The sequence below is a fragment of the Streptomyces sp. 6-11-2 genome (genome assembly GCF_006540305.1).
Taxonomy (GTDB): Bacteria; Actinomycetota; Actinomycetes; order Streptomycetales; family Streptomycetaceae; genus Streptomyces.
Genome location: NZ_BJOR01000001.1, coordinates 3,333,796 through 3,348,355, shown reverse-complemented (window position 1 = coordinate 3,348,355; position 14,560 = coordinate 3,333,796). Strand labels below are relative to the sequence as shown.

Genomic DNA, 14,560 nt, shown 5'->3' with positions numbered 1-14,560 from the left:
GAGTACCTCCTCGGGGCCGGCCACTGTGCGGACCGGGGGCCGGTTCGGGCCGCCGGGAAGGTCACTTGGCGGCGTTGACCACCAGTTCGGCGTAGGCGTTGTGCGGCTGGGGGTCGTATTGGGCCTGCCGCGCGGAGGTGTGGAGCGTGATGGCGCCGATGGCGTTCGGGATCACCCGGTCGATGCGCAGTTCGAAGGGGAACTGGATCCGGTCCTCGGGAGTGGCCCAGTGCCGGAGTTCGCACCGGTACGTGCCGGATCCCTCCGCCCGGCAGTTCTCCGGAGCCGAGACGACCGTGGTGCCTGCGGGCACCGCCAGGGTGACCGTGCCCACCGGGTCACCGCTGCCGATGTTGGCGAACCAGGCGGGACCCAGGTTGCGGAACCCGATCGTGGCAGTGACCTTCTCTCCGGCCGCGCCGGTGACGCTGTCACCCTGGACGGCGAAGTCGGCCGTGTTCTCCGCGGTGATCGGCGTGCTGGTGAAGTTGTCCTCGGGGTTCTGGTCCTGCGTGCCCTCGAGCGGCTCGATGCTGACATCGAGTCGCTCGAACAGGGCGTGGGACGCCACGGTGAGCCGCAGCGGCTCCGGCAGGGTGACGGTGGCGCCGGGCTCCACGACGGTGTCGAACGTGCAGTCCAGCAGGCCGCCTGGCACGTCGTCGGTGTCCAGGACAGGCGGGGTCCAGGCGCAGCCCGGGTAGTTGGTGGCGAGGTCCAGGCCGTAGGAGTTCCACACCCGGAGTCGGAACCCCTCCGCGGCCGCGTCGCCCTTGTTGGTGACCGTGACGGGTACGGGCAGAGAGGTCCCGGGGGCGACCGGGCCCACCGGCGCCGGCTCGGTCAGGCTCAGGTCCGGCGACGGTACGGACTCGACCTTGACCGGTGTGCTGCCCCAGCCGGTGCGCAGCACACCGCCCGGGCCGTTGGTCTCCGCCTGCGCACGGTGGCCGATGCTCAGCTCCCCGCCGGCCGGGGCACCCTCCACGGTCCGGAGCCCCAGGGTGACCTGGGGACCGTCGTAGGTGCCGCCGATGTCGCCGACCTCCCAGATGTCGCATACGGCGGTGGTGCCGGACTCGGACAGGAAGCAGTTGTCCGGCACCGAGACCTCGGCCACGCCCGCCAGTTCCGACAGGTCGAGGGTGAGCACGCCATTGATGACGCGGTAGTTGCCGTTGTCGTGGGACAAGCCGAACGAGAGCTCTTGGTACGAGCCCGGTGTGACGGCCAGCGTCACCGCCTCCGGGGACTGGACCCACAGCATGTCGCTCGCGGCGGAGGCCGGCGTGGCGCCGAGCACGGTGGCGCTCAGCGCCGCCGACGCGAAGAACGCGTATGCCCCGAGCCGCCTCCTGCGGCTGGTGACGGTTCTCATGACAACTCCCAGGTTGTACGGAGACCACCCCGTGGCGACGACCCTGAGGACGTCCACAGAGTGATCGTTTCCGCTGTAGGACGGCCCGGTCATGTCAAAGGTTGTGCTGCGCAAGGGCGTTGGAAGGGAGGCCCGTCGGCGAGCGCGCGGAGCCCGTACAGTCGCCCGTGCCGCCGGGAAGGACAGGAAAAGCCGCACTCCTGAGCCCTCCGAGCAGCAGCCGTTGAAATTCCTGGGAGAAATCCATTCCTGTGCGCCACGGCACGCTTGTTCTCCGCCTCATGGGCGGCGTCGGCGAGAAATCACCAGGATGCGGCGTCGAAATCCGTACTCGTGCGGATCCGCCCGTAGACGTGGATGGCTGCCATGGCCCGTCAGCGCCCGCGTACTCCGGTCGGAGGCGGAGCGGGCCGGTCCGACAGCCCGGACGCGGCGCCAGACGCCTCGGACACCGCCCGCATGACAGTGATCCAAGTCACAGAGAAATGCAGGCGTCCTGAGCAACCATCCTCGTTCGCCCCTTTCATCCGCGGCGATTTCCCTCAAGGGGGAGCGTGGTGCGAGAAAAACACCACTCGCTCTTTACGTGGCCTATACACTCGCCGGTATCCAGGCTGCCCCGCATGTGCTTTTCGGTGGCCGTTTCTACTTTGTCTCCGACCAAGAAAGGCCGTCCGTGAAATTTTGCCGCTCCCTCGCCGTGGCCGTCGCCGTCGCGGCATCCACGCACGTCGTGCTCTTCGCCGCCACTCCGGCTCTCGCCGCCGGGACATCCGCGGCACAGACGCAGAGCCGGCCGACGTACGCGGAACTGGTAAAGGCCGCCACCGACGCGCAGAAGGCCTACGAGGAAGCCGTCATCGCCAAGGAGGAAGGGCAGAAGAAGGTCAAGGCCGCCCTGGACTCCCTGGACTCCGACACGCACCCGCTCAAGGCGGCCACGATCGCCACGGACAAGGTGGCCAAGGAGGCGGCCGGCGCCAAGGAGGCGGCTGAGAAGGCCGTCGCGGACGCCGAGGCCAAGCTGGAAGCGGCCCTGAGCGAGACCGAGAAGGCCGAGGCACAGCAAGCCCTCGAAGCCGCCAAGGGCGATCTGGCGAAGGCGGTCGAGGCCAAGCAGGAGGCCGACGCCGCGGCCAAGGAGGCACACACCGCGCTGGACGACGCCAGGGTGGCGGCCGTCCGGGAGTACAGCCTGGTCCAGGACGCTCCCAAGAAGGCCCTCGAGGTCAAGAAGGCCGCCGAAGAAGCACTCGCCACCGCCAAGGAGTGCGTCCGTGAGGACGGGCTGACCTCGCTCGCGGTGGGACTGCCGTCCAAGGTCGTCGCCGGGACCAGCGTCGATTTCACCCTGCGCGTGACCAACGGAACCGAGCGCACGCTGACAGTGGACCCCCTGGTGTTCTTCCATGTGGCCGGCGAACCGCGTGGTGAGAAGAGTCACGTGGAGGTGGAATGGTCCAACGGCGCGGGCTGGCAGGCCCTCAACGGCGACGATCCCGAGTACATCGCGCACATCGACACCATGAAGCCGGGCGAGCAGAGCGACGTGAAGCTGCGGATGAAGGTCGACTCCGCGGCCCAGGCCGCCGACGCCTTCGCTCTGTTGGCCGGTGACGCCTCCGACGCGTACAACCCCTGCGTCCTGGGCCCGATGAAGCGCTACGACTTCGAACTGCTGCCCGCGGGCAGCAAGACCGGCCCGGCCGACGAAGCCGAGCCCGGCCGGCCCGGCGAGGACGATGACAAGCGGCCGGACGCTGCGAAGCCCGGCACGGATGCCGGCCCCTCGGCGCAGGGCGGCGCGTCCCAGCAGGCGGTGCGGGTGACGGCCACCGATACCGACGCCGACGGCAGCCTCGCCGCGACCGGTACGTCCTCGGCGATGGCCCCGCTCGCTCTCGCGAGCGCCGTCACCGTCGCACTCGGCGCCGGAGCGGTTTTCGCCGTACGCCGACGCAAGGCCGCAGACAACGTCTGACGGTGGAGTGCGGAGGCCCTGTGGAGCACTCCACAGGGCCTCCGCACTCGGAACCGAGCCCGCGCGCCGGCTTCCGGGCCGTACCACTGGAGTGCCCGGTCGGTGACAGCGGCGATGCACTCGAAGCCCCGGTCACGCCACGGCACTCGTGGGAGCTAAGCCGCCTTGGGCTGCGCGGCACGCGTGTCCCAGGCGGGCTCCTGTACCTCCTCGAGCAGGAAGGTCTCGTCTTCCCCGAAGTCCGGGGCTTGGAAGGGGTTTGTCGCCGGGGGCGGCGATGCCGGAGTGGCACGGCGGGGTTGCCCTTCCAGGGCGGAGAACAGCGACGTCAGATCGATGAGAGGTCTCGCTTTCGTTGCAGGCCCCCGAAGGGGCCTGGCGTGCCGTGACCGGGCACAGCGGTTCTACAGCTTGGTCATCTTGGCGTACGGGCTCAAGATTCGCATTTGGGCCGAGCCGAAATCCACGAGCGCCGCGATCCCATCCTCGATGCCGATCACCCGGCCGAGGCCGTACATGTCGTGTGTGACCTGGTCGCCCACGGCGAAGTGCTTGGGATCGGGCGTGGCCGGGGGCTTGAAGGGGCTGGTGGGCAAATGACGCTTCGGTGCAGCAGGCTTTGTCATCGTCCCCAGTATGCGCCTAAGAACCGCGCTGGTGGCTGACTCTCAGGGGCGGGAGTAGCTGATCGTTGGGCTCCACTCCAGCAAGAGCTGAGCCCGCCGACCGGTCGGCAGACGGGTGGGGCCGGGCGGTTCGGCCTCCTCCGAGGCCGAACCGCCCGTACTCTTCGTGGTGTCTACGGCGTCACATAGCGGGCGCCACACACTGGAGGCAATACCTCGTGCTGATCGCTCAGCGTCCGTCACTGACCGAAGAGGTCGTCGACGAGTTCCGCTCCCGGTTCGTGATCGAGCCGCTGGAGCCGGGCTTCGGCTACACCCTCGGCAACTCTCTCCGCCGCACCCTCCTGTCGTCGATCCCCGGCTCTGCTGTCACCAGCATCCGCGTCGACGGCGTCCTGCACGAGTTCACCACCGTGCCGGGCGTCAAGGAGGACGTCACCGACCTGATCCTCAACATCAAGCAGCTGGTCGTCTCCTCGGAGCACGACGAGCCGGTCGTGATGTACCTGCGCAAGCAGGGCCCGGGTCTGGTCACCGCCGCCGACATCGCGCCGCCCGCCGGTGTCGAGGTGCACAACCCCGATCTGGTCCTCGCCACGCTCAACGGCAAGGGCAAGCTGGAGATGGAGCTGACCGTCGAGCGCGGTCGCGGCTACGTCTCCGCCGTGCAGAACAAGCAGGTGGGTCAGGAGATCGGCCGTATCCCGGTCGACTCGATCTACTCGCCGGTGCTGAAGGTCACGTACAAGGTCGAGGCCACGCGTGTCGAGCAGCGCACCGACTTCGACAAGCTGATCGTCGACGTCGAGACCAAGCAGGCCATGCGTCCGCGTGACGCCCTGGCGTCCGCCGGCAAGACCCTGGTGGAGCTGTTCGGTCTGGCCCGCGAGCTGAACATCGACGCCGAGGGCATCGACATGGGCCCGTCCCCGACGGACGCCGCCCTGGCCGCCGACATGGCGCTGCCGATCGAGGAGCTGGAGCTCACGGTCCGCTCCTACAACTGCCTCAAGCGTGAGGGCGTCCACTCGGTGGGTGAGCTCCTGGCGCGCTCCGAGGCCGACCTGCTGGACATCCGCAACTTCGGTGCGAAGTCCATCGACGAGGTCAAGGCGAAGCTGGCCGGCATGGGCCTGGCCCTGAAGGACAGCCCGCCCGGATTCGACCCGACCGCCGCTGCCTTCGACGCGGACGACAACGAGGGCACGGGTTTCGCGGAGACCGAGCAGTACTGAACGCCGGGGCACGAAGCATCCCCCTCGGAGACCACTCCGAGGGGGATGTCCGAGGCGGCCGGCAAGCCTTCGGCGCGCCCGGAAGGTTGCCGCGCCGCCGGACCGGGCCGCCGGGGCCCGGCCACCGGTGCCCGCCCGGGCGTCCGAGCTCGGCTGGGGCCTCGGCTGCAGCGCACCCATGTCCGCCCGCGACCTGCCGCACCCCGACACCCAGGCCGAACGCGCCCTGCGACGTGCCCGCCGCCGGGACACGCGCCGTCGTCCACACCCTCGTTGCCCTCACCTTCCACGCGCTCGTCGCCCCGGCCGACGCCCGCGAACCCGCCCGCACCCGCTTCGCCCGCCTGGACCGGGCCGGCCAGGCGCTCCGGTCCTCCTCGACGCCCTGTGGGCCTGGCTCACCCTCCACGGCAGACCGGGACCGCACCGCGGCGCTCCTGGGGGTCCACCCCAACCCGTCCGCCACCGCCTGGCGCGGATGGCCGGCCTCCTCGACCTCGACCTCCAGGGCCCGGAGCCCGGATGGACCTCTGGTTCGCCCTGCGGTGGCTACCGGGCGAGGCACCGCACCAGCGCCCCTGAAGCCGACGTTCTCCGCAGCGAGCCGTCGTGCTCCGGGTCCGTCCTGCTCACGCCTGATCCGCACGGTGCGCGGCGATTGCCTCGGCCGGTCAGGCGGGCCCGTCCGGGCTCCGGGAGAAGGCCGTGTCGCCGGCCATTGCCACGAGCGCGTCCTTGACGAGCAGCACTCGCGGCGGGTAACCCTGCGCTTTGTCCCCGGGGTCGTCCAGTGCGGAGGTGCGCCAGACCTCCGCTCCGGTGCGACTGTCCAGTGCCAGCAGACGGCCGAAACGGTTGGAGAAATAGACCCGCCTGTACGTCGCTGACACCGCGGGCGCGGACAGACTCTCCACGTCCGTGACCTTCTGCCAGAGTTGTTTGCCGCTGTCCGCCGACACCGCGGTGACCGACCCGTCGGACCGGACGAAGTAGACGACGCCGTCCGCAAGGGTGGCCGCGCCGGTCAGCGGATGCGCCAGCGGTATCCGTCTGACCTGCCCGGTTTTCGGGGCCACCCGCAGCAGCGCGTTGTACGGCCGTTCGTACCCGGCTTCGTACACGTCCTTCGCGGTCTGGGGGGCGAGGAACAGTGGTTGCCCGCCGACGGCACCGAGCGCTTCCGCCTTCCTGGGCAGTGTGGCGGTTTCGGTCAGGCTGCCGGGTCCGAGCTTCATCAGCTCGACCGGGGCCTGGCCGGGCTCGGTGCCCTCCGAGCACAGGGCGTAGGGGACGCCTCCCAGCGCCGACGGAGTGCAGTACTCGTCCAGCGAAGGCGCCCGCCACAGTTCCTTGCCGGAAGGTCCGTAGGTCACGAACCACGAGGAGTCGGGAGACAGGGTCAGCAGTCCGCCGTCGTACAGGAGCGCCTTTTCGGCCCGGTTGATGTCGCGTTGCCACCGCCGGTTCCCGGTACCGGCGTCGAGGGCCACCACCCGCCTGGTCTCGTCGTCCGGTTCCTCGTACATGTAGACCAGCCCGTCGCGAACGCCGATCGGCTGCGCCCCCTGAGGGCGGGTGCCGGTCCGCCACAGGGTGCGGCCGGAGGCCGCGTCGATTCTGGCGGCCGTGAATCCCGTACCGCCACAGAACAGGGCGCTTCCCTCCGCCACGCATCCGGGGCTGTTGTAGTAGAGAGGGACACCCTTGACGTCGTACCGCAGCTTCGTCTGCCACGGCCGCCAGCCGTCGGGCAGTGACGCGGCACGGGCCGTGGCGGTGGCGCCGGAGGCGGTGGTGGTGTCCGGAGCGGACACGAAGACACCCGCCCCGACACCCAGCCCCGTGACGGCCAGCGCTGCGCCGAGGCCGGTGAGCAGCATCCGTGCTCGTCGGCGCTTGCCGGTGCCGGTGCCGGTGCCGGTGCCGGTCGCGGCACCCGCGGAGGTGGTGGCCGCGTTCCGGGAAGTGGGGCGACGCCGGGGTTGCGTGGACTGCCCGGTCTCAGGGGACCCGGTGGCGTCGGATTCCGGCAGCGCCTGGAGCATGCGGTGTATGTCCGTCAGTTCCGGCCGTGTGGCCGGGTCCTTGTCCAGGCAGCGCTCGACAATGTCCAGGAGCGCTTCGGGCACCCCGTCGAGGTCCGGGGTCCCGTACACCACCTGATAGCCGGTTATGTACGGGCTGTCGGCGTCGAACGGTCCCGTGCCGACGGCCGCGAACACCAGCAGTGACCCCAGCGAGAACACGTCCGAGGCCGGGGTGACGTCTCGGGGAGAGGCCACTTGTTCCGGCGACATGAAGGGCGGAGTGCCGATCATCCGCCCGGTCGTGGTGAGGCTCTGGTTGTCGGAAGCGCGCGAGATGCCGAAGTCGATGACGCGCGGCCCGTCCTCGGTCATCAGGACGTTGCCCGGTTTGAGGTCCCGGTGCACCAGGCCCACCCGGTGGATGTCGCGCAGTGCCTCGGTGAGCCCCAGCCCCAGCGCGCGCAGTTGCCGCTGGCTCAGCGGGCCGTCCTTCTCCACGACTTCGGCAAGGTTGAGCCCCGGCACGTAGAGCGTCGCCATCCACGGCCGGTCGGCGTCCGGGTCGGCGTCCACGACAGGCGCGGTGAAGGCACCGCTCACTCTGCGCGCTGCCGCGATCTCCTGCCGGAAGCGCGTCCGGAACTCCTCCTCCTGGGCATACGGCCCGTGCACGAGCTTGACCGCGACCTGCCGTCCCGAGGCGGAGACTCCCCGATAGACGACTCCCATGCCGCCCGCTCCGAGCCGACCGAGAAGGGTGTACCCGCCTATGGACTCCGGGTCCCCGGTGCTCAGGGGCGTCATCGCCGATCATCCTTCCCAGCGCCTGCCTGCCTCACGGGGATCAGCGTAGGGCCTGCCCCTCCGGAAGCGGAGCCGCGCATATCGCGCATCGGTTTCCCTGTGCCCCTGAGCCGTGCGATGGGTCATCCGTCCAGGTGAGGTGTCGTGCGGGGCACGAAGTCCCGTCCGAACGGCCGTGAACGGGGCTGAAGGAGACGGAATCTGAACCGGCTGTCCCTGGGCATCGCCATCTTCCGGCCGAAGCTCGCAGGCAACTACGTGGCTGGTGCGAGGCGGCACGGCCACTTACTCTTGTCTGCCATGTACTTTGTAATGCAAAGTGCATGGCGGGCGGCCAACCGGCAGTCCGCCTCCCAGTACTGGCGAAGCGTGACCACAAGGGGGACATGGTGGGAACACCGTCACTGAGCAGCGCGGAGTACGAGCCGAGGGCGCGCGCGGCCGGCCTGTTGGCGGCGACGGAGGGCCTGCGGACCAGGACCCGCGCGCAGATGAACTGCTCGTGGGTCTCCCTTCTCGGCTTCGGTCTTCTTGCCCTGGCAGCCGCTCCGATTGCCCGGTACGCCTTCAATTTCGGAGCACACGGCCGCAACGTTGGGTCCTATCCGGCCTTCGCCTACGCCGAGCTGACCGGCCTGTGCGTCGTCCATGAACCAGGAACCCCTTGTCTGGAGGGTGAGTTCGACGGCGCCGTCCTGCGCTTCGCGGCCTGGGGCGTGTGGTTCGTGCTCCTTCCGCTGGCATGGTTCGTCTTCGCCCGCTGGTACCGCCTGCGCGGCGAGGCCCAGGGTGTCGTCCCCCGCCGCGGCGTGTGGGTCCGCGTGACCGCCGTGGCCACCGCGGTGATGACGACGGCCCTGACGGCCATGCTGTTCGGCTGGAACCAGCCGTTGGAGGTCGACATGCTGGAGAACAGCTACGCCTCCCCGTGGTACCTGGTCGGCATCGGACTGCTCGCCCTCGGGATGGTCGAACGCAGTTGGATCGCCGTAGTTGCCGGCACCGCTCATGCCCTGCTGCTCACCGGCTACCTCGGTGCCTCCTGGGGCAGCGGATGGCTCCCCTGGCAACACCCCGTCCATCCCGGATGGACCGACGGCCCGCAGGTCAAGGCGCTCCTGCTCGCAGCCATCCTGCTCCTCGCCGGCCTGGCCGAGTGGGCGGCGGCCCGTCATCGAGCCGCGCCCGGCGCCGCCGACGCGGGTACGGTTGCCTCATGAGCGTCGAGGACTCGACCGCCGCGCGGGACGAACGGGAAGGACTCCATCCGACCCAGTCGCTGGACGACACCGTCCACCAGCGCGTGCGACTCGGCATTCTCACCATCGCCAAAGAGGCCGACCGAGTCGAGTTCGGCTTCCTGAAGAAGCAACTGGCCGTCACCGACGGGAATCTCTCCCGGCACCTGAAGGTGCTGGAGGAATCGAGACTGATCACCCTGGAGAAGGGCTACACCGGTCGGCGCCCCCGAACCTGGATTGCCCTCACCCGCGACGGCGCGCAGGCACTGGACGCCGAACTCCGTGCTCTGCGCGCACTGGTTCGGCGCCTGGAAACTCCCCGCCCCATGCCCGGCCCACCCGACACATGACCACCGCTTTCCGAGTTCGATGCGGAGGGCGGACTGCCCCTGCTCGGTGAGCTCTGTCTCGCCTTGCCGACTTCGCGGAGGGACGCCTGAGTCCGGCGCTGTTCGCCCCGTTGGTGTCAGCCGCGGATGTCAGAGGCGATGTACGTCGTCAGCGTTGCTTCGGTTCAGTGAGCCGGGACGGCCGGCGGTAAGGAGAGCCGATCGGACGGTGGCGGGGAGAAACTCGGTCGACGGGTTTCCCCGGAGGTTGATGTACTTCGGGGGTGGCCGACAATGATCTGAGTTTGCACCCGAGCCCGACACAGTTTGCCGAGCTCAACGAGGTTCTCTGGGAGCTGACCGAGGGTGCCGCGAGGATCCTCGGCGACAACTTCGTCGGTGCGTACCTCCAGGGTTCCTTCGCCGTCGGTGACGCGGACATCCACAGCGACTGCGACTTCCTGATCCCCGTCCGCGGCCCCATTGCCCCGGGCCAGGAAGCTGCCCTCCGGGCCATGCACGACGAGATTCCCACGCGGCCGGGGCACTGGCCGCGCCATCTGGAAGGTTCGTATCCCGACAGGGGAGCACTGCGAGGGCTCGAAGGACTCGGCCGGTCCTGGCTGTTCATCGACCACGGCTCGCGCACGATGGAATGGTCGACGCACTGCAACACCGAGGTCGTCCGATGGTCCCTGCGTGAATGCGGTGTGACCCTCACCGGACCGGACCCCAAGGATCTCGTCGACCCCGTCGGCCCGGATGTCCTGCGCGCCAAGATGCGTGCATACGCCCGGGACTTCATCGCCGACAACGCCTGGCTCGACTACGACGTCGCCTGGTCCCAGCGCTATGCCGTCACCAGCCTCTGCCGCATCCTGCACACTCTCGAGACAGGTCGGGTGACGTCCAAGAGGGCGGCCCTGCTGTGGGCGGCGGATCACCTGGAGCGGCGGTGGTCGGGCCTGATCCGTCAGGTCCTCGACGACCGTCAGCTCGGTCTGGACTTCAACGACCCGCCGCGCCCGGGTAGCGTCGAGCGGACCGTCGCCTTCGCCGAGTACGTCAAGGCGACGGCCGGCGCCACGGACGAAGCGCCGTGAGGCCGAGTTCGCGTGGGGTGCCGGCAGGGTGTGCCATGAACGCGGTGAGTGATCGGCGCAGGCAACAGCGAGGCTCAGGTCTCTGACCTGGGTGGCGCGAGTACTGACCGGTGTTCCCCGTGGCTTCCTCCGGCGTGCCGCTCGAACGGGCGCGCCACGGGCACGCTGTCGCGGGTCAGGAATAGTGCGGCAACAAGACCGGGGCGCCTGTCAGCGCTGTGGTCCAGGCACAGCGTCTGCGCGCCGCTGCCGCAAGACGTAGACCAGGTACCCGACCGACAGCGGCAGGAAGAGCAGGGCCGCTCCGCCCGACAACACCGCCGCCACGGCCGCCCCGCCGCCGTCGACATCTTCCTCATGGACGGCCACCTCTGGGTCGTCCGCGTGGTAGCGGATGGTCATCCGGTGTCCGACAGACTGCTTGCCGAAACCGCTGCCCACCGGCAGATCCGCCACCACGGTCCGGCCGTCGGCCTCGAACTCGACCTGGCATCGGCCCAAGAAGCATGAGCCCCGCGTATGCAGCGTCGCGGGAGCCCGCTCGCCGTCCCGAAAGGAGCGCAGATGCTGGGCCGCGGGAAGCGTGACCAGTGTCGACAGTGCGGCCAACAGCAGCGCGAGACCCAGCACCACCACGGCCGTAAGAGGCCGCAGGGCATAAAGAGGTCGCACGCTTCCCGCGGCCGCGTTCTGCCGCCCGCCGGCAGCGCTTGCGTCTAATTTGCCGTCCAAGTCTCTCACCGTCCGTTTCCATTCTTCCGGAAGTGGTGGACCAAGACGCCGCCAACACCGGATGGAAGCTTCCGCGGCCTTCCTCGTCAGAAGCCGGCAGGGCCGTTCGCGATCGGTGACTGTCCCGGCGCTCCGCCCTCCTGGTGACGACCGGCTATGGCTGCGGCGAGCGCCAGAAGCGCCTCCACCTGAGCCATCTGCAAGCGGTAGTCCGGCTGGACTGTTCCTCCCATGGCACCTCTTAGCGGCGCCAAGAGTTCGATGGCAGCGTGCTCGTGCTCTTCGTAGCTGGCCATGCATGCCTCCAGGTCAAGTTGTGCGGCGCGGCAAGCTACCACGCGGCCGACGGAACGACTTTGACCGGGAGTTGCTTTGGCACGAGTGATCTGCGATCGGGCGGTCATGGGTGGTCGTTGTTGGCCGTTGCTTGTCACCCTCGGAGGGCCCAGAGAGGGCCCGGCGGTGTCGCCCCGGACCCCCACTCACGAAGAGGAGCAGCCTTCGAGCAATGATCTTTCCTCTGGCCCGTTGGTGAGATATCAGCCGGCGACCGCAATCGGTCACCCTGCGTTGGGATGGGCGTTGGCGTCCGCCGCCACCTGGCCCCCTCCATCAACTCCACAGGTGGATAGGGCCGGTGGCCATGAGTCGAGCACCGCAGAGCGCGGCCCACGGTCAAGGCACTGCCTCCGGCGGGGATCGGCCGGCACCGGGATGGGAGCTGGGGTGAGTGGTCGGAAGGGTGGCAGGGAACAGGACCGGCCGCGATCGCTCGTCCCGAGCTGTGACTGGATGCGGCTATCGAATTGGATATGGTTTCGAACCGCCATCACATGGGGGGAAATGACCGTCACCAAGCTTTTGAGATCCGCCCTCGTCGCTACGCTCCTGGTCTCAGCCACCGCCTGCGGCGCGTCGTCCGTGCCTGACGTCTCGACGAGCACCACGATCAGCCCGGGGCCCGCCAGGACGCATCGTTCGGCACCCGTTGACGCCGTCATGCCCGATATGGCCGGCGGTAACGCCGGGAGGGCGTACGAGCAGATGAGCTCCGAACTCGACATGACCTTCAAGGACGCGAGCGGGCAGGGCCGTCCGGTGGACGATCCGGCTGCGTGGAAGATCTGCGGCTCCCAGCCGCGCCCGTACCAGCAGATCACCGAGTACCCGGTGGTCTTCTACGTGATGAGAGTTTCGGAGGGCTGCAAGGACACGACGTAGGCGCGGACTGCGCCGCGTGCCGCCGATCTGCCGAAGCATGCGGTAACCAGCGACGAGCGGCCCAGCTTCGGCCCGGCGGACACGATGGCCACCGGATACACCGGGAAGGACTTCCTCACTCAGCTCTCGTCTCTTCTGCGCGGAGCCGGCACGAACCAATCCGATGGTTTTGACTTCCTCGCTTCCTGCACTGGACTCGACGTGGCGGGAATCGACCACAGCAAGGCGTCTTCGTGGCTCAAGCAGGCGAAGAAGGAAACCGATTCAGCGGGGTGTTCACCTCAGGGCCGGTGATGATGGTTCTGCACCGGGCGTATGAGAAGTACTCGCTGACGATCCTCGGAGGCGCGGTGGCGTAGAGCAAGTGGCCGGGCTTCGCTTCGTAAGCGTGTGCTCTGCCCGTGGACGGGACGGGCTGATCTTCGTCGGCGAGAAGGGAGCTCCGTTCCGGCGCAGCACCTTCGGGCGGAAGTGGCGACGGGCGCGTGAGATCGTCGGCATGTCCGAGGGCTTCCGGTTCTACGATCTCCGCCACACGGGGCACACGCTGTCCACGCGGTCCGGTGCCACCCTCAAGGACGGCAGGAAGAGGTCGCCGCCGTCCGGAAGGCTCGGGCCGAGGCCACCCGGAAGAAGGCCGACAAGCCTTCTGGCACGAATCTGGCACGCGGCGAGTGATCGCCGCGGAAAGCAAAAGGCCCCGGTCTCTGACCTGGGCCTTTCTCGTGGAGCGGGTGACGAGAATCGAACTCGCGCTCTCAGCTTGGGAAGCTGATGTTCTACCATTAAACTACACCCGCGTAAGACGCCGATCGAAGTCCGGGTCCGGCGCTCACTGTACCCCATCCCTGGCCCCCGGTGCTCGGACCGTGGGGCCGGCGTGCGTTCGAAGAGGGGAGCGGCGCTGCGGGGGAACGGAGTTGGGGCGTACGGTGGGGGTGTGTGCGAGGGGTCCTTTGGGGCCGGAGCGCCGTCTGGTGGCGCGTCTCTTTGATCCCGTACTGTGGCTTTTGTCGTCAGGCGGCGAGAGGCCAGACGCGGTTCTGGGGAAGGGACTTAAGGGACTTGATGGAGCGCACCGTCGTCCGTTGTGCCGAGGGGCACGTGTTCAGCACCGCTTCGTTCCCGATGCAGCAGGCCGAGCGGCTCGGCCCCGGCCGGCTCATGAGGTGTCCACGGTGCGCCAGGCTCCGCAGTGCGGTGCCCGTGGCACTTCAGAAGCGGTAGCGGCAGTATCGCGGCACCGGCGCGTGGAGTCGTCCTGATTGCGGGGGCTCCGCGCGCCTTGCGTATCCTCGCTACGTGCTTCTCTCAGACAAGGACCTCCGGGCCGAGATCGACGCCGGACGGGTGCGGATCGATCCCTTCGACGAATCCATGGTGCAGCCGTCGAGCATCGATGTGCGGCTGGACCGCTACTTCCGGGTGTTCGAGAATCACCGCTACCCCCACATCGACCCCTCCGTCGAGCAGCCCGACCTCACCCGGCTGGTCGAGCCGGAGGGCGACGAGCCGTTCATCCTGCACCCGGGTGAGTTCGTCCTCGCGTCGACGTACGAGGTCATCACGCTTCCCGACGACCTCGCCTCCCGGCTCGAGGGCAAGAGCTCGCTCGGGCGGCTCGGGCTGGTCACCCACTCCACCGCCGGGTTCATCGACCCCGGGTTCTCCGGGCACGTGACCCTGGAGCTGTCGAACCTCGCGACCCTGCCGATCAAGCTCTGGCCCGGGATGAAGATCGGGCAGCTGTGCATGTTCCGGCTCAGCTCGCCCGCCGAGGCCCCGTACGGCAGCGAACGCTACGGCTCCCGGTACCAGGGGCAGCGCGGTCCCACCGCCTCCCGCTCCTACGTCGGCTTCCACCGGACGCAGGTGTGAGGGGC

At 68.8% G+C, this 14,560-nt stretch carries 12 protein-coding genes and 1 tRNA gene; 7 read left to right on the top strand and 6 right to left on the bottom strand.

The annotated features are described in order from the left end of the window. Positions 1–61 precede the first annotated feature (61 nt). Positions 62–1,378 (bottom strand): hypothetical protein, encoded by a 1,317-nt coding sequence (locus TNCT6_RS14415; protein WP_141359754.1) that lies wholly within the window; start codon positions 1,376–1,378, stop codon positions 62–64. A gap of 676 nt (positions 1,379–2,054) precedes the next feature. Here TNCT6_RS14415 and TNCT6_RS14410 point away from each other — a divergent pair. Next, complete coding sequence (locus TNCT6_RS14410) at positions 2,055–3,359, top strand: hypothetical protein (RefSeq protein WP_253266104.1); 1,305 nt, start codon at positions 2,055–2,057, stop codon at positions 3,357–3,359. Positions 3,360–3,763: 404 nt separating this feature from the next. On the opposite strand, the gene TNCT6_RS14395 is transcribed toward TNCT6_RS14410, so the two are convergent. Further along, positions 3,764–3,985 (bottom strand): hypothetical protein, encoded by a 222-nt coding sequence (locus TNCT6_RS14395; protein WP_141359753.1) that lies wholly within the window; start codon positions 3,983–3,985, stop codon positions 3,764–3,766. Positions 3,986–4,203: 218 nt separating this feature from the next. Here TNCT6_RS14395 and TNCT6_RS14390 point away from each other — a divergent pair, with 218 nt between their 5' ends. Next, a complete protein-coding gene (locus TNCT6_RS14390) occupies positions 4,204–5,220 on the top strand; it encodes a DNA-directed RNA polymerase subunit alpha (protein WP_141359752.1) in 1,017 nt (338 codons plus the stop codon). A gap of 671 nt (positions 5,221–5,891) precedes the next feature. On the opposite strand, the gene TNCT6_RS14385 is transcribed toward TNCT6_RS14390, so the two are convergent. After that, entirely contained in the window at positions 5,892–8,051 is a 2,160-nt protein-coding gene (locus tag TNCT6_RS14385; RefSeq protein ID WP_141359751.1) for a protein kinase, read from the bottom strand. Between the two features lie 386 nt (positions 8,052–8,437). Here TNCT6_RS14385 and TNCT6_RS14380 point away from each other — a divergent pair, with 386 nt between their 5' ends. The 3 genes from TNCT6_RS14380 (at position 8,438) to TNCT6_RS14370 (ending at position 10,724) form a co-directional block, all read left to right on the top strand. Next, entirely contained in the window at positions 8,438–9,271 is an 834-nt protein-coding gene (locus TNCT6_RS14380; RefSeq protein WP_253266103.1) for a hypothetical protein, read from the top strand. Then, positions 9,268–9,642: a transcriptional regulator gene (locus tag TNCT6_RS14375; protein ID WP_141359750.1), complete on the top strand. Its 375-nt coding sequence runs from the start codon at positions 9,268–9,270 to the stop codon at positions 9,640–9,642. The genes TNCT6_RS14380 and TNCT6_RS14375 overlap by 4 nt, the downstream gene beginning before the upstream one ends. Positions 9,643–9,926: 284 nt before the next feature. Beyond that, entirely contained in the window at positions 9,927–10,724 is a 798-nt protein-coding gene (locus tag TNCT6_RS14370) for an aminoglycoside adenylyltransferase domain-containing protein (RefSeq protein ID WP_216372781.1), read from the top strand. Positions 10,725–10,934: 210 nt separating this feature from the next. Here TNCT6_RS14370 and TNCT6_RS14365 read toward each other — a convergent pair whose 3' ends face one another. Together TNCT6_RS14365 and TNCT6_RS14360 are read right to left on the bottom strand one after the other, a co-directional pair. Continuing rightward, positions 10,935–11,360 carry a hypothetical protein gene (locus TNCT6_RS14365; RefSeq protein WP_141359749.1) on the bottom strand — a complete coding sequence of 142 codons (426 nt, stop codon included), beginning with the start codon at positions 11,358–11,360 and terminating at the stop codon, positions 10,935–10,937. 182 nt (positions 11,361–11,542) lie between these two features. Then, positions 11,543–11,752, bottom strand: coding sequence for a hypothetical protein (locus TNCT6_RS14360; protein ID WP_141359748.1), 210 nt, complete (start codon positions 11,750–11,752; stop codon positions 11,543–11,545). Between the two features lie 748 nt (positions 11,753–12,500). Here TNCT6_RS14360 and TNCT6_RS14355 point away from each other — a divergent pair. Beyond that, a complete protein-coding gene (locus tag TNCT6_RS14355; protein WP_172632901.1) occupies positions 12,501–12,677 on the top strand; it encodes a hypothetical protein in 177 nt (58 codons plus the stop codon). A 726-nt stretch (positions 12,678–13,403) separates the two neighbouring features. Here the strand turns inward: TNCT6_RS14355 and TNCT6_RS14345 are convergent. After that, positions 13,404–13,477: transfer RNA gene (locus TNCT6_RS14345), tRNA-Gly, on the bottom strand. Between the two features lie 502 nt (positions 13,478–13,979). Between TNCT6_RS14345 and dcd the strand changes: the two genes are divergently transcribed. Further along, positions 13,980–14,555, top strand: coding sequence for a dCTP deaminase (gene dcd / locus TNCT6_RS14340; RefSeq protein WP_141359746.1), 576 nt, complete (start codon positions 13,980–13,982; stop codon positions 14,553–14,555). Positions 14,556–14,560: the final 5 nt, after the last annotated feature.